Genomic DNA, 20934 nt, shown 5'->3' with positions numbered 1-20934 from the left:
GCTCCGGGCATCTCGCGGCCTATGCCGGCATCGCCCCGGTCACCCGCAGCTCCGGCACCAGCATCAAGGGCGAACACCCCGCCCGCACCGGCAACTGCCAGCTCAAACGCGCGTTCTTCCTCGCCGCGTTCGCCGCCCTGTCGGACCCAGTCAGCCGGGCTTACTACGACCGCAAACGAGCTGAGGGCAAGAAGCACAACGCCGCCCTCATCTGCCTGGCACGGCGCCGCTGCGACGTCCTCTACGCCATGCTCCGTAACGGCACCCACTACCGCCAACCCGCCCCGCTGCGGCTTGACAACCACATAGGGACACCCCCCGGTCCACGCGGCCGCGACGGCTTAGCCGTCCACACTGGACACTCTGGTCCGGACCGCCGTCCCGACGGTCACGGTCCGTACCCGAAGTGACACATCGTGCCCAGCAGTCACCGAGGTGCGTGGAGTGCACGTCCGTAGTGGACGTCGTTACAGACTTCACTCTTTAGGACGCTTCGAGTGAGACATCAATGCTGCTCACGCACTTTGGATTGACTTTCTGTAGCGAAAACTCTCCCGATCACTGCTCCGATGTGAAACTATTGGGCCGTTCGCGGGGAGAGGGCCTCGCGACGAGGGGGACTCACCGTCACGGCAGCGTCCCCATGAAGATCCCCAGGGGAGAGGAGATCGACCATGTCGACGCCCACGGATGTCAAGCCGGAGGAAGCTCCGGAGCCGACTGAGCCCACGGTCCAGTGGACCGACTCGGACGGCAAGATCCACACCGAGCACCCGGTCCACACCGAGTGCGCGAACGGCTGCTACCAGGTCGTCAAGCCCTGAGTCAGGCCTCGTGGAGGCAAGCCCGCCTGCTGATCTACCGGTAGGCGGGCTTCTTTTTGCCGAAGCCTGTGTTGTCATAGGTGAGTGCCCGTGATTGACCTGGACCCCTCCGCAGTGATCGAGCGGGTTCGTTCCCTGCAGAAGGATGCCGCCGACGCCTCGTGCGTCGCGCGGTACCACCAGAGCCTCCGGCTGCTGCGTCGCGGGATGAGCCTGCTGGATTCGGTGCACCCCGTTCCGTCCGAATATCGCACGGACTGGCTGGTGACGCGGATCCGCCTGGCCAGCACCATGACGGCGGTCTCCTCGGAAATCTCCAGCGACCTGGCTGCGGGACTGGCGGGCCTCGACGATGTCCGGCTGCTGATCAACGCGGTGGAAGACCCGGTGCTGCGGGCCGAGCTCAACGGTTCGCTCAACCACAACTACGCCATGCGGCTGATGGGTGTCGGGCGCAACGACGAAAGTCTTGCTTCGTTCGACCAGGCCATCGAGCACCAGGAATACCGCATCGCCAACGGCGCCGATCCCGAGTCGCGGATGAGTGCCTTCACGATGACCCTGGCGTCCCGCGGGTGGGTGCACATCCGGCTGGGCAACGTACGCGAGGCCCAAGCGGACCTGACCAGATCTCTCGAACTCGCGGAGAAGTACGAACTGCGCGGCAACGCGGCGAGCACCCGGCGGACACTGGGCACGCTCGCCCTCCGGATGGGTGACGTTCCGGAGGCGCTGCGGCTTTACGGCGAATGCGAGCGCAGCTACCGGGCGCTCGACATGGAGATCCCGTCGACCCTGCGGCTTGCGCAGGCCGAGGCCTTGCTCGCGGCCGGGCTCGCGGACGAGGCCGGAGCTCACCTGGACGAGATCCTTCCGGTCATGGTCGAGGAGCAGAGCATCAGCCGGGAACTGGCGTTGGCGGAGCTGTACCGCGCCTCGGCCGCGCTGATGGGCGATGACGTGGAACTCGCCAGGGGCATGGCTTACTCGGCGCGTCGCCGGATGCTCAAGGTCGGGTGCCTGACGTGCACCGCCAACGCGACCCTGATGGGGCTGAAGGCCGACACACAGGATGCTCTGGCGACGGGGGACGTTCCCGCGAGCCTGCCGACGAGGGCCCTCCGCGCGGCCGCGAAGATGCCGACTCCCCAGCTCGCCGATCAGGCCGCCACCGCGCGGATGCTCGCCGTGCGGCTGGACATCCGGCGGGGCAACCTCAAGCGGGCCGTCGAGACCCTGCAAAAGGTTCCCCGCCCCGGGCAGCTGACCCCCATCGACTACCGGATGCTCCGGCGGCTCTGCCGGGCCGAACTCGCCGTTGCCCAAGGCGACCGGGGCAAGGCGCTCACCGAGATCCGGTCCGGGCTCACCGAACTGGACGCCGTCCGGGATCGGATGGGTGGGCTGGACCTCGTCTCCGGGACCGCTCTGCACGGGCAGGAGCTCGCCGATCTCGCCGTGAAGCTCGTGCTCGAGCGCCACGATGCCCGGCGGCTGTTCGTCTGGCTCGAACGGACCCGGGCGCAGACCTACCGCTACGAACCCCTCTCCGCCGGGACCGATCCCGAACTCGCCGCGCGCGTGGCCGAGGTCCGCGGGCTCGGGCAGGCCATCCAGGAGGCCCAGCACGACGGCCACCCCATCGCCGGCCTGCGGGCGAAGTACAACGAACGGCTGCGGGAAGCGCAGCGGCTCGGCTGGCACACCGGGCGGTGGGGCCGTCCGCGGCCGGTGGCCGGGCTCGCCGAGGTCGTTGCGCGGCTCAGTGAACGGGCCATGATCAGCTTCGCCGCCTCCGGGGACGAGCTCGTCGCCGTCGTCGTGGCGGGGGGTGAATGCCGGCTCGTGCGGCTCGGGTCCGCCGGGGCCGCCGCCGAGTCCGCGCGCGTGCTGAACGTCGACCTCGATGCCCTGGCTCCCGACAACCTGCCCGAACGGCTGGCCGAGGTCGTCATGGTCTCCGCGCGCAAGCAGGCCGACAAGCTCGACGCCCAGCTCATCCAGCCCTTGGCCGACGTCGTCGGCGACCGCGAGCTGGTCATCGTCCCGACCGGGCCGCTCTACGCCGTGCCGTGGGGCGTGCTGCCCGGCCTGCGCGGGCGGCCGACCGTCGTGGCGCCGTCGGCGACCGCCTGGCTCGCCGCGGAGCTGACGAAGTCGCCGCGAGCCCGCAAGATCGTGCTCGTCCGCGGGCCCGGGCTGGCCGGTGCCCGTGGTGAGCTCGAGAAGCTCACGACGCACTACCGCACCGCGACGACGATGACCGGTGCCAAGGCCACCGTGAAGTCCGTGCTGCGCGCGATGGACGGCGCCAAGCTCGCGCACTTCGCCGCGCACGGCGCGCACGAGCCGGAAAACGCGCTGTTCTCCCGGCTCGAACTCGCCGACGGCGCCCTGTTCGGCCACGAGATGGCCGGGCTGCGGCAACCGCCGCGGCAGGTCGTGTTCGCCGCGTGCGAGCTGGCGATGAACCGGATCCGGCCCGGCGACGAAGCGCTCGGCTTCGCCAGCGCGCTGCTGGCCAGCGGCTCCCGGACGGTGATCGCGCCGCTGTCGCGCGTCGGCGACCTCGCGTCGGCGGCCGCGATGGACGACTACTACCGGGCGCTGGCCGTCCGGGACAGCCCGGCGCTGGCGCTGGCCGACGCGATCGCCGTCGACCCGTTCCGCCGCCCGTTCGTCTGCCTCGGCGCCGGTTAAGACAGCTGCGCCGGCGGCGACCACACCAGCCGCGGATCGGTCTGGATGAAGCTGCCGAGCAGCTGGTCGATCCGGGTCAGCACGTCGAGGTCGAGCCGGACGCCGGCGGCCTTGGCGTTCTCCGTGACCTGCTCCGGCGTGCTCGCCCCGGTCACCGCCGAGGCGACCGTCTCATGCTGCAACGTCCACGCCAGCGCGAGCTGGGCCATCGTCAGGCCCGCGTCGTCCGCGACGCCGCGCAGCAGCTCCACCCGCGCCAGCAGCTCCGGCATGAGCAACGGCCGGGTGGGGGACGGCCCGGCCGCGCGCGAACCCGCGGGGATCCGTCCGTCCCGGTACTTGCCGGTCAGCACGCCCTGAGCGAGCGGCACCGAGGCGAACTGCCCGACGCCGATCCGCGCGCCCACCGGCATCACCTGGGCCTCGGGCACCCGCCACAACATCGAGTAGTGCGGCTGGTTGGCGATCAGCGGCACGTCGTACCGCGAAGCGGCTTCGTGGGCCTGCAGCAGCTGCTCGGCCGTCCACTCCGACGTCCCGGCGTACCGGATCTTCCCCTGCCGCACCAGGTCCGAGAGCGCGAGGAACGTCTCCGCCACCGGGGTACGGTAGTCGAAGCGCAGCAGCTGGTAGACGTCGACGTAGTCGGTGCGCAGCCGCCGCAGCGAACCTTCCAGGGACGCGATCACGTGCTTGCGGCTCAAGCCCGCGTCGTTCGGGCCCGGCCCTTCCGGCCAGAACACGCCGGTGCACAGGACCAGGTCGTCGCGGCGCACGCCGGCGAACGCCGCGCCGAACGCGGCCTCCGCGCCGCCGCCGTCCCACGCCGCCGCGGTGTGGAAGGTCGTGACGCCGGCGTCCAGCGCCGCGGCGACGCAGCCGGGTGAGCCGTGCGTCAGCCAGTTGCCGTAGGCGATCTCGCTGACGGCGAGCCCGCTCGCACCGACCCTGCGGTACTCCACGTCAGCCTCCCACGGCCATCTCGTCGATCCACGCGTCGACCGCGCCGGCCTTGCGGGCGAAGGACTCTCGCACCGATTCGTGCGGCAGGATCAGGAATTCCTCTTCGCCGAGCCCGCGCACCACGGCCTCGGCGACGTCCTCGGGCTCGATGAGCGGGGCCGCCGCGGCGATCGCCAGCGCGGCCGGGTGGCCGGCGGCGATACCGGGTTCCAGCAGTGCCGTCCGGACGCCGAGCGGGCACAGCGCGCTGACCCGCACCCCGCGCGGCCGGTAGGTGATCGCCAGCCACTCCGCCAGGCCGACGGCCGCGTGCTTGGTGACCGAGTACGGCGCGTCGCCCGGGATGCCGAGCAGGCCGGCGCCCGACGCCGTGATCAGCAGGCAGCCCTCGCCGCGCGCCAGCATCGCGGGCAGCACGACCTGTGCGGCGTGGACGTGCTGCATGACGTTGATCTCCCACGACTTCTGCCACTGTTCGTCGGCCGCGTGCACGCCGGTGCCGAACGCGGCGCCCGCGTTGGCGCAGAACAGGTCGACCGGGCCGAACTCGGCGCGGGCCGTCGCGACCAGGGCTTTGAGGTCCTTTTTGGACGTCGCATCGGCGGTCACCGCGACGGCCCGGCCGCCCGCGGCCGCGATCTCGGCCGCCACCCGGGCGGCGCCCGCGGCGTCCACGTCGGACACGACCACCCCGGCCGCGCCTTCCGCGGCGAAGCGGCGGGCCATCGCGGCCCCGATTCCGTGTGCCGCGCCGGTCAGCACGGCCACCCGTCCAGTCAGTTCCACGCGGGCTCCAGGTATTTCAGCGTCGAATTGTCACGTGTGTGCGGGAAATGTATTTTCCGGTTGCGATGACGGTGATAAAAGTGCTGGTCAGCGCCATGATCGCGGCTTGTTCCACAGTTTTGCACGTTAGCACGACTATTGCGTTTCCGGTGCCTCGTGCGTTATTCCTGAAGATCGCCACACCCCGCGCACAGGAGGTCCGCCGATGGCCGAGCTCGTCCCGCCGTCGCACGTTCGCCGGCTCCGGTGCCTGGCCGCCGGCGATCCCGGGGTGGTCGCCGCGGTCGCGCGCGACGGCGGCCTCGGCGTCCTCGACGGTGCCGATCCGGAAGACCTGCGGCTGGTCGCGGCCCGGGTCCGGGTGCCGTACGCCGTGCGGACGGACGGCCCGCTGCCGGAAGGCGCGGCCTTCGCCGTCCGTACGCGAGCGCCGTGGACCGGGGCGCTCGCCGAAGTCGCGGACGTCGCGACGGCCGCCGAGGCCGTTCGCGGCGGCGCGCGGGGGCTCGTCGCCCGCGGTGGCACGTTGAGTGACTTCGTTCTGCTGCAACAGATCCTGGCCACCTTCGACGTCCCGGTGTGGGGCAGTGTGGCCGGGTCTCGGACAGCGGTGGGCGCGCTCGCCGGCGGTGCGGCGGGCGTCGTCGTCAAGTCCACGAAGGACGTGAGCCGGATCGTCGGCGCGGAGGTGCCCGAGGCCGGGCTCGGCACCGGGTTGTGCCGGACGTTGGGCAGCGCGCTGCCGGTCGTCCAGGGCCCGATGACGCGGGTGAGCGACCAGCCGGGCTTCGCGGCCGCGGTCGCCGACGCGGGCGGGTTCCCGTTCGTCGCGGTGGCCACGGCGAACGGTGCGCGCACCGGCGAGCTGCTCGCCCGGACCGCCGCCCGCCTCGGCGACCGGCCGTGGGGCGCGGGCATCCTGGGCTTCGTACCCGACGACCTGCGCGTCGCCCAGCTCGCCGCGGTCCGGGCGGCGCGGCCGCGGTGCGTGCTGGTCGCGGGCGGGAAACCGGGCCAGGCCAAGGCGCTGGAGGCCGAGGGGATCGCGACGTTCCTGCACGTGCCGTCGCCGGTCCTGCTCCGCCAGTACCTCGACGCCGGGGTCCGGCGGTTCGTCTTCGAGGGCGCCGAGTGCGGCGGGCACGTCGGCCCGCGGCCGAGTTTCGAGCTGTGGGAGGAACAGCTGGCCGTCCTCGACGCCGCGAAGGACGTCGAGGTGCTCTTCGCGGGCGGCATCCACGACGCCCGCTCGGCGGCCATGGTCGCCGCGATGGCCGAGCCGCTCGACGCCGCCGGCGTCCTGATGGGCACCGCCTACCTCTTCACCGAAGAAGCCGTGACGCACGGCGCGATCACCGGGCTGTTTCAGGAACGCGCGCTCGCCGCGGACGCCACCGTAACCCTGGAAACCGCGCCGGGCCACCGCACGCGGTGCCTGCCCAGTCCGTACACGGCGGAATTCGAGCAGGTCAAGGCCGGTCTGGGCAACACGCCCGAAGCGTGGCAGCGGCTGGAGGAGCTGAACACCGGGCGGCTGCGCGTCGCCAGCAAGGGCGTCCGCCGTGACGGCGAGGCGCTGGACGCCGCCACCCAGCTGGCCGAGGGGATGTTCATGGCGGGCGAGGTGGCCGTCCTGCGGGACCGCCGGACGACGATCGCCGAGCTGCACCGCGAGGTCACCGCCGGGAAGACGTTCGTCCGCCCCGAGGCACCGGTGACGGATTCCGGGGACATCGCGATCATCGGCATGGCCTGCACGTTCCCGGGGGCGCGCGACCTCCCGGCGTTCTGGTCGAACGTCCTCCGTGGCGAAGACGCCGTCACCGAAGTCCCCCGCGACCGCTGGGACCCGGATGTCTACTTCGGACAATCGACGTCGAAGTGGGGCGGGTTCCTGCCCGCGCTGGACGTGGACCCGCTGGCGTACGGCATCCCGCCGTCGGCGATGGGCAGCATCGACCCGGCGCAGCTGGTGTCCCTGGAAACCGCGCGTCGCGCACTCGCCGACGCCGGGTACGCGAACCGGGACTTCGACCGCGAGCACACGAGCGTCGTGTTCGGCGCGGAGGCGGGCGGCGACCTGGCGAACGCGGGCACGCTGCGGTCCCTGCTCGACGGCTACCTCGGCGAAGTGCCGCCCGAACTGCTCGCCCAGCTGCCCGAACCGACCGAGGACACGTTCCCCGGCACACTGGCCAACGTCATCTCCGGCCGGATCGCGAACCGGCTCGACCTCGGCGGCGCGAACTACACGGTGGACGCGGCGTGCGGTTCGTCGCTGGCCGCGCTCGACCTCGCGGCGAAGGAGCTGCGTGCGGGAACGAGCACGCTGGTCCTGTGCGGCGCGGTCGACCTGCACAACGGGATCCACGACTACCTGATGTTCACCTCGGCGGGGGCGCTGTCCCCGACGGGCCGCTGCCGCCCGTTCGACGCGGCGGCCGACGGCATCGCGCTGGGCGAAGGGGTGGCGTGCCTGGTGCTCAAGCGCCTCTCCGACGCCGAGCGTGCCGGCGACCGGATCTACGCGGTGGTGAAGGGGGTCGGCGCGGCCAGCGACGGCAAGGCGCTCGGCTTGACGGCGCCCCGCCCGGACGGCCAGCGCCGGGCGTTGGAGCGCGCCTACCGGGACGCGGGGGTGTCACCGGTGGACGTGGGACTGGTCGAGGCCCACGGCACGGGAACGGTGGTGGGCGACGCGACGGAGCTGCGGACGCTGACCGGCTTCTTCACCGAGGCCGGCGCCGAGGCGGGGGCGTGTGTGCTCGGATCGGTGAAGAGCCAGATCGGCCACACGAAGTGCGCGGCGGGACTGGCGGGGCTGATCAAGGCGGCGCTGGCGCTGTGGCACGAGGTGGTGCCGCCGACGCTGCACTTGACCAGGCCGAACGACGCGTGGGACGCGGCGTCGAGCCCCTTCACGTTCACGACGACGGCGCGGCCGTGGGCCCACCCGGCCCGGCTGGCGGGAGTGAGCGCCTTCGGCTTCGGCGGGACGAACTTCCACGCGGTCCTCGGCGCGGCACCGGTGGCGCCGGACCGCGGGCACGGTCTGCGCGACTGGGCACCGGAGGCGGAGCAGGCCTTGGCCGAGCTCGAACACGCTACGGCGCCGGGGCGGGCCGGTGCCGCCGCGGCTTCGCCCGGCGGGCTTCGCGAGGGTGGGCTTGGCCGGCCGATGCCGGTGACCGGGGGCACCGGTGCGGGATCCGCCGCACCCGGCAGGCTTCGCGCGGGCGGGCTCGAACAGCCGGTGTCCAGGCGCACCGGCGTGGGCTCCGCCGATCCCGGCAAGATCGCCTTCCTCTTCCCCGGCCAGGGCAGCCAGCGCACCGGCATGCTCGCCGAGCTCTTCGTGCACTTTCCCGGACTCGCCGAAGTCCTCCGCCTCGCGCCCGACATCGCCGCCACGGCTTTCCCGCCGAAAGCCTTCACCGCCGAGGCCGTCGAGGCGCAAGAAACCGCCCTCACCGACACCCGCGTGGCCCAGCCCGCGCTCGGGCTGGTCGAAATCGCCGTCGCGAAGCTGCTGGCCGAGCTCAACGTCCGCCCCGATTTGCTGGCCGGGCACAGCTATGGCGAGCTCGTCGCCCTCTCCGTCGCCGGGGCCTTCGGCACCGAAACCCTCCTCCGGCTCAGCCGGGCCCGCGCGCAAGCCATCGCCCAGGTCGCCCGGCCCGGGGCAATGGCTGCCGTCAAAGCGGAGCGGGATGCGCTCACCGCCACCCTCATCGGCCCCGATGTTGTCGTCGCCAATCACAACGCTCCCGAGCAGGTCGTCCTTTCCGGGCCCGTCCCGGCGATCGAACGGGCCATCCGGCGGCTCCGGGAAACGGGCATCACCGCCCAGCGGATCCCCGTCGCCTGTGCCTTCCACAGCCCGCTCGTCGCCGGCGCGGGGGAGGTCTTCGCCCGGGAACTCGCCCGCGAAACAGTGACCAAGCCGCAGAAACCCGTGTGGGCGAACCGGACCGCGAAGCGGTACCAAGACGACGTCCGCGGTGAGCTGGCCGCGCAGATCGGTGCCCCGGTGCGGTTTCTCGACCAGATCGAGGCCATGTACGCGGCCGGGGCGCGCATCTTCGTCGAAGCCGGGCCCGGGCGGGTCCTGTCGCGGCTGGTGAAGCACATCCTCGGCGACCGGCCGCACACCGTCGTCGCCTGCGGGCCCGATCTCAAGGGCTTCCTGACCGCGCTGCGGCAACTCGCCGAAGCCGGCGTCGACGTCCGTACCGGACGGCTGGCCCGGCCGTTGCCGCCCGGACCGTCCCCGACCGCCTGGGCCGTCGACGGGCGGTCCGTCCGCGCGCCCGGCTCCGACACTCCCGCCCTGCCCCCGGCCCGACGAATCCGGAGTACCGCCATGACCCAGCCCGCGCCCGGCCGTGACCAGGCGATCGTGGACTTCCTGCGCACCACCCGCGAGCTCGTCGCCGCCCAACGGGAGGTCATGCTCGGCTACCTCGGCAGCGCACCCGGGCAACCGCCCGCCCCGGTTCCGGCGGTGATCGAAGAGCCACAGCCGGAACCCGAACCGGTGGCCGAAACCCCGGCCGACGTCCTCGGCACGGTGATCGGCGTGATCAGCGAGCGCACCGGCTACCCGGCCGAGATGATCGACGGCGACCTCGACCTCGAAGCCGACCTGTCGATCGACTCGATCAAGCGCACGGAGATCGCGGGCACGCTGCTGGCGCGGCTGGGGCTCCCGGCCGACGACCGCACCGACCGGCTCAGCCGCGACCGGACGGCGAACGCGCTGACGTCGCACCTGGAGAGCTGGCTGAGCCCGGTGCTCCCGGCCACCGCCCCCACCCGGTACCGGCTCGGCCGGATTCCGGTGCCGCTCGACCCGGATCCCGGGCGGCTGCGCGGGAAGTCCGTGGCCGCGCCGGACGACGCCGTGCGAGCCGCCTTCGCCGCGGCCGGGGCGGAGGTCGTCACCGGGGACGCGGACATCACCGTGCTGTTCGCCCGCGACCTCACGGAGGTGTTCACCCGGCTCAAAACGCTGCGGGGGAACGTCCTCGTGGCGGCGGAGCCGGAGACCGTGCCGGGGCTCCGGGGCCTGGTGCGGTCGGCCGCGCTGGAGCGCGACGGCGTGACGCGGCTCGTCGAGGTCACGCGGGACGTGGCGAAAACACTGGTGGACGAGGCCCTCAGCGACGGGCCCCCGGTTGTCTGCCACGATGACGCCGGCCGCTTCACGATCGAGCCGCGGCCGGCGGACCTCCCGTCGATCGCCTACGCCGGTGCCGGTCCGGGCGGCGGCGAGCTCGCCGCGCTCGGGCTCGGCCCGGAGTCGGTGGTGCTGCTGATCGGCGGGGGCCGCGGGATCACCGTGCACGCCGCGGTCGCGTTCGCCGCTTCCGGCGCCCGGATCGAGCTGGCCGGGCGCACGCCGTGGCCCGGCGAACCGGACGACCTGCCCGCCGATCCGGCCGCGATGCGGGCGGTGCTCGCCGGCCGTGGTGGCTCGGTGACCGACATCGAGCGCCGGGTGCGGACCGTGCTGGCCCAGCGCGAGATCGGCCGGACCCTCGACCAGATCCGCGCCGCCGGGGGCGACCCGGCCTACCACGCACTCGACGTGCGCGACGCGGACGCGGTCCACCAGCTGGTCAAGGGCTTGGACGGCCGGCTCGACGGGGTCGTCTTCGCCGCCGGGGTCCTCGACGACAAGCTGATGGCGGACAAGGACGAGCAGTCGTTCCGGGCCGTCTTCGAGACCAAAGTGGACGGTGCACGCGCCCTCCTCGGCTCGTTGCAGGACGCGCAACCACGGTTCGTCGCGTTCTTCGGCAGCATCGCCGCGGTGCTCGGCAACCGCGGCCAGACCGACTACGCCGCCGCCAACGACGCGCTCGAAACGCTCGGGACGACCTGGCCGGGCCGGGCGGTGACCGTCCACTGGGGACCGTGGGCGCCGGGCGGTGACCACGGCGGCATGGTGTCGCCGGAGCTGGCCCGCGAGTACGAACGCCGTGCCGTCGCCTTGCTCGACCCGGCCGAGGCCACCGCCGCCCTGCTGCGCGAGCTCGCCTACGGCACGGACCGTTCGGTGCTGTACACGGCGTCGTTGTGATGAGCCAGGAGCCGGTCGCGATCGTCGGCATGGGCGTGTTCCTGCCCGGTGCGTCCACAGTGGACCAGTACTGGCGCAACCTGGTGGACGGCGCCGACGCCGTCACCGAAGTCCCGCCGCACCGCCGGGACCCCGGCTTCCACGGCCGCGACGGCACCGCACCGGACCGCACCCACGGCCGCCGCGGCGGCTTCACCCCGGACACCCTCGACTTCGACCCGGTCGCCCACGGCGTCCCGCCGACCTCCCTCGAGGACACCGAACCGGACCAGCTGACGGCGCTGGCGGTCGCGGTCGGGGCGGTCGGTGACGCCGGTGGCCTCGGCCGGCTCGGCGACCCCGAGCGGATCGGCGTCGTGCTCGGCCGCGGCGGGTACCTCTCGCCCGGGCTGCGGGGCTTCGACCAGCGGGTCCGGACCGTCCGGCAGATCACCCGCACGGTCGGCGAGCTGATGCCGTCGGCCGGGCCGGACGTGCTCGAGCGGCTGCGGACGGCGTTGCTCGAACCGCTCGGCGAGTTCCGGCCCGAGACCGCCGCCGGGCTGGTGCCGAACCTCGCCGCCGCCCGCGTGGCGAACCGGCTCGACCTCGGCGGCCCGGCGTACACCGTGGACGCCGCCTGCGCGTCTTCGCTGGTCGCCGTCGACCAGGCGATCGGCGAGCTGACCCGCGGCCGCTGCGACGCCGTCCTCGCCGGTGGCGCGCACCAGACGCAGGACGACACGCTGTGGTCGCTGTTCACCCAGCTCGGCGCGCTGTCGCCGAGCCAGCGGATCAGCCCGCTGTCCCGCGACGCGGACGGCATGCTCATCGGTGAGGGCACCGCGATCGTCGTGCTCAAGCGGCTCGCCGACGCCCGCCGCGACGGCGACCGCGTGTACGCGGTGATCCGCGGCAGCGGCACGTCGAGCGACGGGCGGGGCGCGAGCCTGCTCAGCCCGTCCGTCGCCGGGCAGACCCTCGCCCTGCGCCGGGCCTGGGCGGGCCGGGATCCCGCGGAAATCGGCCTGCTGGAAGCGCACGGCACCGCGACGCCCGCCGGGGACGCGGCCGAGCTGACCACCGTCGCCGACGTCTTCGGCCAGGCGAGCGGGCCGCGCGCGGTGATCGGCTCGGTCAAGTCGATGATCGGGCACACGTTGCCGACCGCCGGCGTCGCCGGGCTCGTGAAGGTCGCGCTCGCGCTGCACCACCAGGTCCTGCCGCCGACGCTCAACTGCGCCGATCCGAACCCGCTGCTGGACAAGACCCGGTTCCGGGTGCTGGCCGAGGCCGAGCCGTGGGGTGACCTGCCGCGCGTGGCCGCGGTCAACGCGTTCGGCTTCGGCGGGGTGAACGCCCACGTCGTGCTCGAAGCCGGCGACCCGGCGCCGAAGCGGCGCGTGCGCGTCGACGAGCCGGAACGCGTGCTGCGCCTGGCCGCGGCCACTCCGGAAGCGCTGCTGGAGCGGCTGGATCAGCCCGGCGACGGCGACGGGCCCTGCCGGCTCGGGATCGTCGGCCCGGACCAGCGCAAGCTGGCGACGGCCCGCCGGGTACTCGCGAAGGTGGCGGCCGAGGGCCGGTCGTGGCACGGCGGTGGCGACATCTGGTGCTCGGTCGACCCGCTGCTGCCCGCCGGCAAGACCGCGTTCCTCTACCCGGGCTTGGAGGCCGACGCCGAGCCGCGCCTCGAAGACGTGGCCCGGCACTTCGGCCTCGACCGTCCACAGTGGTCGACGGCGACCGTGCCCGCCCGCGCCACGAGCGTGTCGTCGGCCGGGCTGCTGCTCGACCACGCCCTGCGGCGGCTGGGGATCCGCCCGGATGCGCTCGCCGGGCACAGCGCCGGCGAGTGGACGGCCATGCAGGCCGCCGGGATGTACCGGGCCGAACCGGACCTGCTGGAACGGTACTGGCCCGGCGGGTTCGAACTGCCCGAAGCGGACTACCTCGTGCTGGGCTGTCCCGCCGCGCAGGTGACCGAGCTGCTCACCGGTGATGTGGTGATCTCACACGAAAACGCCGCGCGGCAGACCATCGTGTGCGGCCCGCCGGCCGCTGTCGCGGAGTTCGCGGTGACCTGCCGCCGACTCGGCATCGTGGCCCGGACGCTGCCGTTCCGGTCCGGGTTCCACACCCCGCTGATGGAACCGCATCTCGCGCCGTTCGCGCGGCTCGTCGCGGACCTGGACCTGCTGGCCCCCGCGGTGCCGGTGTGGTCGGCGACGACGACGCGGCCGTACCCGGCGGCCGCGGCCGACGTCCGGCGGCTCTACCTCGACCACCTGCTGCGCCCGGTCCGGTTCCGGCAGCTGACCGAGGCGCTGCACGACGCCGGGTTCCGGGCCTTCGTGCAGGTCGGCGCCGGGCAGCTCGGCTCGTTCGTCACCGACACGCTCGGCGAGCGGCGGCACCTGGTCGTCGCGGCCGCGTCCGGTACCCGGCCCGGGCTGGCGCAGCTGCGGCGGGTCGCGACCGCGCTGTGGACCGAAGGCGGCGACCCCGATTTCGCGGCGCTGGAGCCGCCCCGGATCCGGCTCGACACCGGGAAACCCTTGCTGTCGCTCGGGGAGTCGGCCCGGGGCCTGCTGGGCGGTGCGGCACCGCCCGAACTGCCCGCGGGGGTGCCGGACGCGATCGTCGCCGAGTTCACCGCGTTGCTCACCGAAACCCGCCAGGCCGCGGCGGACGTCGTCGCGGCCGCGCGCCGGCGCGTCGAGTCCACTGTGGAGTTCTCGCTGGCGGCGATGCCGTACCTGCGTGACCACCGGTTCTTCCGGCAGCGCGACGGCTGGCCCGACGAGTCCGACTTCCGGCCGGTGGTGCCCGCGACGACCCTGGTCGACCTCGCCTGCCGGGCCGCTGAGCGCGCCTGGCCGGGCACGACGGCGGTCGCGGTGCGGGACGCGGTGTTCTCGCGGTGGCTGATCGCTTCCCCGGCCCAGCGGGTGCCGCTGTCGATGAACCGCGAGGACGACCGCGTCACCGTCGAAATCGGACCGTACGCGCTGATGACCGTCGAGCTGGGGGCGTTCGGGCCGGCACCGTCGCCTGGTGAAGTGCCTGGTCCGGAGACCGCGCCGCCGCTGACCGCGGCCGAGGTCTACGTGCGGCGCGAGATGTTCCACGGCCCGGCCTACCAGGGCCTGGCCCGGCTGACCGGCCTCGGCGAGCAGCACATCCGCGGCGAACTGGTCGTCCCGGCCGCGCCCGGCGGGCTGCTCGACAACGTCGGCCAGCTGCTCGGCTGCTGGCTGATGGCGACCCGGTCCGACGACCTGCTCGCCTTCCCGCGCTCGATCGGCCGGCTGACCCGGTACGGCCCCGAACCCGCGCCGGGCACCCGCGTCACCTGCCAGGTGCGGGTCCGGCTGCCGCGGCCCGACGTCCTCGAAATGGACGCCGAGCTGGTGCGGGACGGCCGGGTGCTGGCGCGCGTCGAAGGCTGGCGGGACGTCCGGTTCCCCTGCGACCGCGCGGCCCACCGCGTCTACGCCTTCCCGGCGGAGCACCTCCTGGGCGAACGGCGGGACGACGGCTCGATCGCGGTCACCGACCGCTGGCCGACGGTCGCCGCGCGGGACATCTACGCCGGGATCTACCTCAGCGCGTCCGAACGCGCGGAGTTCGCCGCTGTTCCGCCCCGGCAGCAGCGCGGCTGGCTGCTGACGCGGATCGCGGTGAAGGACGCCGTCCGGGCTCGGCTCGGCGAACCCGTCTACCCGGCGGAAATCCGCGTCCACGACGACGGCACGGTGTCCGGCCGGCACCGGGACCTGCCGCGCTTCGCCGTCACGGTCGAGCTGAGAGGGGACACCGCCATCGCACACCACAGGAGTACGCCATGACCATCGACCACGCGTCCGCCACCTTCGACGTCGTCGCCGGGCTCCTCGCCGAGCTCGTCGGCGACGCCGAGGTGCTCGGCATCGAGATCACCCCGGACACGACGTTCCACGAGGACCTGCAGCTGGAGAGCATCGACCTGGTGACCTTCGCGAGCATCCTCGCCGAGCACTTCGGCGCGGACGTCAACCTCGCCGAGTACCTGGCGGAGAAGGACCTCGACGACGTCATCGGGCTGACCGTCGGCGACATCGCCCGGTTCGTGGGGGAGCGCACGTGCCCACGTTGACCGTCAACGGGCTGCGCACGAACGTGCAGCTCGTGCCCGCCGGCGGCACCGAGACCGTGGTGTTCCTGCACGGCATGGGCACCGACAGCCTCGCGAGCTTCTACCTGACCCTGGCGCCGCCGGTCGCGGCCGCGGGCATCGACGTCATCAGCTACGACCTGCGCGGGCACGGCAAGACCGAGCGGCCGGAGCGCGGGTACACCCTCGGTGACTTCGTCGCCGACCTCGACGACCTGCTGCGGCAGCTCGGCGTCGACCGGCCGGTGCACCTGGTGGGCAACAGCTTCGGCGGCACGCTGGCCTACAGCTACGCCGTTGCCCGCCCGGACCGCGTCCGCAGCATCGTGTGCATCGAATCCGAGCCCGCGACCGAGGTCTGGGCGGAGAAGATGAGCGCGATCCTCGCGCACACCGTGCGGTTCCTGCAGGTCGAGGAGAGTTTCGACTGGATCGAGGCGAACTTCGGTGCGCACCACCGGCGGCTTGCCAGGATGGCGGCCGAGCGGATCACGTCGACGAAGATGGCCGAGGAGGTGCCGCTCGGGCCGTTGCTCACCTGGGAGCAGGTGGCGGCGATCGGCTGCCCGGTGCTGTCCATTTTGGGCAGTCACGGCTACCAGGCCGACGACCTCGAGGCGCTGACGTCGGTGCTGCCGCACGGCGAGCTGCACGTGTTCGAGGGGCAGGGGCATTCGGTGCTGGTGGAGCAGCACCGCGAGGTGCGCGAGCTGGTGCTGAAGTGGATCGAACGGCACGCGGGGTGAGGTTCCTGCTGGTCGTGCCGCCGCTGGCCGGGCATGTGGCGCCACTGCGCGGGGTGGCTTCGGTGCTTTCTTCGCGGGGCCATTCCGTGGCCTGGTGCGGACCGGAGCCGGAACTGTCCACTTTGGTCGCCGACCGGATCTTCCCGGCCGGGGACTCGGGCCCGTTCGCCTCGTCGCTGCGGCCGCCGGGCCTGCGCGGGTTCGCCGCGCTGAAGTACCTGTGGGAGTCGTACCTGGTGCCGCTGGCCGACGCGATGGTGCCGGGGGTGGCGGCCGCCGTGGCGGCGTTCGCGCCGGACGTCGTAGTCGTCGACCAGCAGGCGATGGCGGGGGCGCTGGTGGCCGAGCGGTGCGGGCTGCCGTGGGCGACGTCGGCGTCGACGTCCACCGAGCTGGCCGACCCGCTGGGGGCGTTGCCGAAGATCGCGTCCTGGGTCGGCGACCTCCAGGCGGGTCTGCGCGCCCGGCACGGTGTGCTGCTCGGTGACCTGCGGTTTTCGCCGTACCTGGTGCTGGCGTTCACGACCCGCGCCTTGGCCGGGGACGGCCGCCCGGCCGCTCCGGTGTGCTACGTCGGGCCCGTCTCGCCCGCCGGTCCGGGCGAGTGGTCCGATGTGGACGGACGCCCCTTGGTCGTGGTGACGCTGGGAACGGCGAACGCGGCGGCCGGGGTGCGGTTCCTGGCCGAGAGCGTCGACGCGCTGGCCGGGATGCCATCCGTGCAGGGGCTGGTGGTCGACCCCACGGGCGAGCTGGTGAGCGAAAGCGTGGTGCTGGCGCGGCGCATCCCGCAGGTGGCGGTGTTCGCGCACGCCTCGGTGGTGGTCTGCCACGGCGGCCACAACACGGTGTGCGAAGCGCTGGCGGCCGGCGTGCCGCTGGTGGTCGCGCCGATCCGCGACGACCAGTCGATGCTGGCCCAGCAGGTGGTCGCGGCCTCGGCGGGGGTGCGGCTGCGGTTCGACCGCGCGAAAGCGGCCGACATCCGCGAGGCGATCGAATCGGCCGGGCAGTACCGCCCCGGCGCGCAGAAGATCCGCGAGTCGTTCGAAGCGGCGGGTGGGGCGCGAGAGGCCGCGACGCGGCTGGAGTCGCTGGGTTAGGTGCGGCTGCGGAAGGTGCGAGCGGCCAGGGTGGCGCCCGCCACCGCGGCCACCGCCGCGATCAGCAGGGCCACCGGGAGGGACCAGCCGAGCGGGCGGCCCAAGGCCAGCGCGCGGGTCGCGTCGATCGTGTACGTCAGCGGGTTGACCGACGACACCGCGCGGACCCACGCCGGCACCGTGTCCAGGGGCATGTACGCGCTCGACGAGAACATCAGCGGGAACATCACCACGAACGACGCCGCCTGAAGCGTCTCCGCCTTGCGCAGCCACGTCGTGATCGCCACGAACACCCAGCTCAGGCACCAGCCGACGACCAGTGTCAGGAGCAGGGCCAAGCCCAGGCCGCCCAGCCCGCCCGCCGGGCGGAAGCCCAGGAAGACCACGCTGGCCAGAGCCGTCACCACCAGCTGGACACCCAACCGCGCGGAATCGGCCAGGGTGCGGGCGACCAGGACCGAAAACAGGGAGATCGGCAGGCAGCGCAGCCGTCCGGTGAAGCCGCCGTAGATCTCCGCCAGCAGGCCCGCGCCCGAGCTCATCGCCGTCGTCATGGCGATGTTGACCAGCGTCGCGGGCACCAGGAAGTTCACGTAACCCTGGTACGCCGCGACGCCCGGCAGCGCGCCGACGCCGCTGAACACCTGGCTGAACAGCAACAGCAGCACCACCGGCTGCAGCAGGCCGAAGAAGACCAGCCGGCGGTCGCCGAACGCCGTCCGCAGCGAACGCGTCGTCAGCACCCGGACCTGGGTCCAGAAGCCGGATTCCGGCCAGGCCGCGGGGTCGCCGAGCGCGGCGACGGCCGCGCGGTGCCGGGATTGCGTCACGACGCGGTCCGATGCAGGGAAAGGTAGACGTCGTCGAGCGTCGGCTCGGTCACCGTCAGGTCCCGCAGCGGTGCACCCGCCGCGTCGAGCGCGCGGACCACCACCGGGATGTCACCCGGGCCGGACAGCGGCACGGTCAGCACCAGCCCGGCGCGGCCGGGCGCGAGACCCAGGCGCGACAACGCGTCCACCGCGCGCCCCAGCGCCAGTTCGGTGCCGAACGCGCACGTCGCCGTCCGGGTGCCGAGCCGGGCCTTCAGCTGCGCCGGTGTCCCCGACACGGTGATGTGCCCGAGGCCGAGGACGACGACGTGGTCGGCCAGCCGGTCCGCTTCCTCGAGGTACTGGGTGGTGAGCACGACGGTGGTGCCGCGGGCCGCGAGGCCCTCGACGATCGTCCACAACCCGGCCCGGCTCACCGGGTCGAGGCCGGTGGTCGGCTCGTCGAGGAAGAGCACCTGCGGCGCGCCGACGAGGCCCGCGGCCAGGTCCAGCCGCCGCCGCATCCCGCCGGAGTACGTCCCGGCCGGGCGCTCGGCCGCGTCTTCGAGACCGAAGGCCGCGATCAGCTCGGTGGCCCGGGCCAGCGCCTGCCGTGGTCTCGCGCCCAGCAACCGGGCGATCAGCACGAGGTTCCCGCGGCCGGACAGGGCGTCGTCGACCGCGGCGAATTGCCCGGTCACCCCGATCCGCCGCCGGACCGCGCGGCCGCGCTGCACGACGTCGTAGCCGCAGACGCGGGCGGACCCCGCACTCGGCCGGACGCGCGTGCTGAGGATGTCGATCAAGGTGGTCTTCCCGGCGCCGTTGTGGCCGAGGACCGCCAGTACCGCGCCGCGGGCGACGGTGAGGCTGATCCCGGCGAGCGCGGTGACTTCGCCGTACTGTTTCGCGAGGTCCGTCACGGCGATGACCGGCTGGTGCATGGCCGCTCCTTTCCTGCCCCGGAAAAAGGTATCCGGACTGCGCCGCGTAGATCAAGAAGATTGCCGCCACCCGCCTCGGGTATGACAGTTTTCGCGGAACCGGATAGCATCCGCGTGATAAGGCCTGACCTGCGTGACTCTTCCGGACCGGGGCGATCTCCTGCGCGTGACAAAGAATCGCGGGTGGCTTGTTCGCCCGGAAACACGGAGGTAGCTTTGCCGAAATTCCCCCATTTCCCGAGGTGACGAGCCGTGAAGTTTTCGTGGAAGTCGAGAAAGCCCGCCTTCGGCCTCGCCGCCGTGACCGCCGCGGGGGTCGCGGCGGCCGTCGCCCTCGTCGGGGCGGGCCCGAGCCAGGCCGCGCCGGTGAGCCTGACTCTCAACTACAACTGCCCGTTCCCGCTGATCGGCGACCAGGTGCTGTCGGTGAAGATCGACACCAACCTGCCCGACAACGCCGTCGCGGGCGCCTCGTCGACGCCGATCACCTTCGACGTCGACGTCACCGTGCCGGAGACCGCCACCGAGGGGCTCGCGCTGGTCGGTGCCACTTCGCTGGACGGCTCGGCGAAGGCGGCGGCCGTGCTCAAGTACCCGGTCGACAAGACGCTGAACCTGAACCTGCCGCTGACGATCGCGTCGACGCCGGTGCCGCCGTCGGGCGCGTTCCACGTCAAGAGCAGCGGCAAGGCACCGGCGGTGACGTTCCCCAGCCCCGGCACCGCGTCGGTGACGGTCGGGAACTTCAGCACCACGATGACCCCGCGCACCGCGGACGGCCAGCCGACCGACCTCGGCACGTTCACCTCGGACTGCATCGCGGTCCCGGGCCAGAACCAGCAGCTGGGCACGTTCGAGATCAAGCCGGCGGGCGGCACCACGACGCCGACCACCCCGACCACGTCCACGACGCCGACGACTCCCACTACGGAGCCGACCACTCCGACGACGGAACCGACGACTCCCACCACTGAGCCGACGACTCCGACCACCGAGCCCACGACGCCGACCACGGAACCGACCACGCCGACCACGGAGCCGACGACCCCCACGACGGAGCCCACGACTCCGACCACCGCGCCGACGACTCCCACCACGGAGCCCACAACTCCGACCACTGAGCCGACGACTCCGACGACGGAGCCCACGACTCCGACCACCGCGCCGACGACCCCGACCACCGAGCCCACGACGCCGACCACCCAGCCCACGACGCCGACGACCCAGCCGACGAACCCGCCGGGCGGCATCGAGGTCAAGTACTCCGTGCAGGGCAAGTCGGTCCTCAAGCAGCTGCACGCCACGCTGCCCCTCGGCCCCGGCACCCTGGACGCGAAGCTCGACGCGGCGTCCGGCAAGTTCGGTGCCCGGCTCGCGCTGCCGAAGTCCGACGTCCACTTCCACGTCTTCGGCTTCATCCCGGCGTCCGCGACCGTGAAGCTCGACCAGGCCGGCGCGATCAACGGCACGCTCACCGCCGGTGCGGTCAAGGCGAACGCCCAGGTGGACGTCCAGCTCACCAAGGTCCGCGTGTTCGGCTTCCTGATCCTGTCGTCGAAGTCGTGCCACACGGTCAAGCCCGCCGACGTGCCGCTGACCTCGGAGCCCGGCTTCGACCCGCTCAAGGGCGGCAAGCTGACCGCGACCTACGACATCCCGCGGTTCACCGGCTGCGGCTTCCTGACCGGGCTGATCACCGGCATCACCTCCGGCCCCGGCAACACGCTGGACATCACCCTCGCCAAGAAGTGAAGGAACCTCGTTCGATGAAGAAGTCCGGATGCTGACCCGGCTCTCGCTGGTGCTGGCACTGGCCGCGGGTTGGCCCGGCGCCGC

Annotated in this window: 12 protein-coding genes and 1 pseudogene; 9 read left to right on the top strand and 4 right to left on the bottom strand. The window is 72.9% G+C overall.

Annotated elements, in window-relative coordinates; all coding sequences use genetic code 11:
* The 3 genes and pseudogenes from ACFVYA_RS43815 to ACFVYA_RS43805 form a co-directional block, all read left to right on the top strand.
* Positions 1-287: pseudogene (locus ACFVYA_RS43815) on the top strand (transposase); the annotation flags it as partial.
* Between the two features lie 387 nt (positions 288-674).
* Positions 675-824, top strand: coding sequence for a hypothetical protein (locus ACFVYA_RS43810; RefSeq protein ID WP_387053733.1), 150 nt, complete (start codon positions 675-677; stop codon positions 822-824).
* Between the two features lie 90 nt (positions 825-914).
* Positions 915-3524, top strand: coding sequence for a CHAT domain-containing protein (locus tag ACFVYA_RS43805; protein ID WP_387053731.1), 2610 nt, complete (start codon positions 915-917; stop codon positions 3522-3524).
* Here ACFVYA_RS43805 and ACFVYA_RS43800 read toward each other — a convergent pair.
* Together ACFVYA_RS43800 and ACFVYA_RS43795 are read right to left on the bottom strand one after the other, a co-directional pair.
* Positions 3521-4486 (bottom strand): aldo/keto reductase, encoded by a 966-nt coding sequence (locus tag ACFVYA_RS43800; RefSeq protein WP_387053729.1) that lies wholly within the window; start codon positions 4484-4486, stop codon positions 3521-3523. The two genes, ACFVYA_RS43805 and ACFVYA_RS43800, sit on opposite strands and share 4 nt — an antisense overlap.
* Before the next feature lies 1 nt (position 4487).
* Positions 4488-5273 carry an SDR family oxidoreductase gene (locus ACFVYA_RS43795; RefSeq protein WP_387053727.1) on the bottom strand — a complete coding sequence of 262 codons (786 nt, stop codon included), beginning with the start codon at positions 5271-5273 and terminating at the stop codon, positions 4488-4490.
* A gap of 205 nt (positions 5274-5478) precedes the next feature.
* On the opposite strand from ACFVYA_RS43795, the gene ACFVYA_RS43790 reads away from it, so the two are divergent.
* From ACFVYA_RS43790 to ACFVYA_RS43770, 5 genes are read left to right on the top strand one after another with little or no spacing between them, the layout of a single operon-like run.
* Positions 5479-11358 carry a beta-ketoacyl synthase N-terminal-like domain-containing protein gene (locus ACFVYA_RS43790; protein WP_387053725.1) on the top strand — a complete coding sequence of 1960 codons (5880 nt, stop codon included), beginning with the start codon at positions 5479-5481 and terminating at the stop codon, positions 11356-11358.
* On the top strand, positions 11355-15188 hold the full coding sequence (locus tag ACFVYA_RS43785) for a beta-ketoacyl synthase N-terminal-like domain-containing protein (RefSeq protein WP_387053723.1): 3834 nt from the start codon (positions 11355-11357) through the stop codon (positions 15186-15188). Before ACFVYA_RS43790 ends, ACFVYA_RS43785 begins: the two co-directional genes overlap by 4 nt.
* Positions 15185-15475: a phosphopantetheine-binding protein gene (locus tag ACFVYA_RS43780; protein WP_285985775.1), complete on the top strand. Its 291-nt coding sequence runs from the start codon at positions 15185-15187 to the stop codon at positions 15473-15475. Before ACFVYA_RS43785 ends, ACFVYA_RS43780 begins: the two co-directional genes overlap by 4 nt.
* Entirely contained in the window at positions 15463-16239 is a 777-nt protein-coding gene (locus ACFVYA_RS43775) for an alpha/beta fold hydrolase (RefSeq protein ID WP_387053721.1), read from the top strand. The genes ACFVYA_RS43780 and ACFVYA_RS43775 overlap by 13 nt, the downstream gene beginning before the upstream one ends.
* Positions 16215-17342 carry a glycosyltransferase gene (locus ACFVYA_RS43770; protein ID WP_387053719.1) on the top strand — a complete coding sequence of 376 codons (1128 nt, stop codon included), beginning with the start codon at positions 16215-16217 and terminating at the stop codon, positions 17340-17342. Before ACFVYA_RS43775 ends, ACFVYA_RS43770 begins: the two co-directional genes overlap by 25 nt.
* On the opposite strand, the gene ACFVYA_RS43765 is transcribed toward ACFVYA_RS43770, so the two are convergent.
* Together ACFVYA_RS43765 and ACFVYA_RS43760 are read right to left on the bottom strand one after the other, a co-directional pair.
* Positions 17339-18172 carry an ABC transporter permease gene (locus tag ACFVYA_RS43765; protein ID WP_387053717.1) on the bottom strand — a complete coding sequence of 278 codons (834 nt, stop codon included), beginning with the start codon at positions 18170-18172 and terminating at the stop codon, positions 17339-17341. The genes ACFVYA_RS43770 and ACFVYA_RS43765 overlap by 4 nt on opposite strands.
* Positions 18169-19098, bottom strand: a complete 930-nt coding sequence (locus tag ACFVYA_RS43760) for an ATP-binding cassette domain-containing protein (protein ID WP_387053716.1) — start codon at positions 19096-19098, stop codon at positions 18169-18171. Before ACFVYA_RS43760 ends, ACFVYA_RS43765 begins: the two co-directional genes overlap by 4 nt.
* Positions 19099-19350: 252 nt before the next feature.
* Here ACFVYA_RS43760 and ACFVYA_RS43755 point away from each other — a divergent pair, with 252 nt between their 5' ends.
* Complete coding sequence (locus tag ACFVYA_RS43755; protein ID WP_387053714.1) at positions 19351-20850, top strand: DUF6801 domain-containing protein; 1500 nt, start codon at positions 19351-19353, stop codon at positions 20848-20850.
* Positions 20851-20934: the final 84 nt, after the last annotated feature.

The organism is Amycolatopsis sp. NPDC058278, assembly GCF_042881395.1.
Classification (GTDB): domain Bacteria; phylum Actinomycetota; class Actinomycetes; order Mycobacteriales; family Pseudonocardiaceae; genus Amycolatopsis.
The sequence above is the reverse complement of the archived record's forward strand: the minus strand, read 5'-3'. Positions and strand labels throughout refer to the sequence as shown.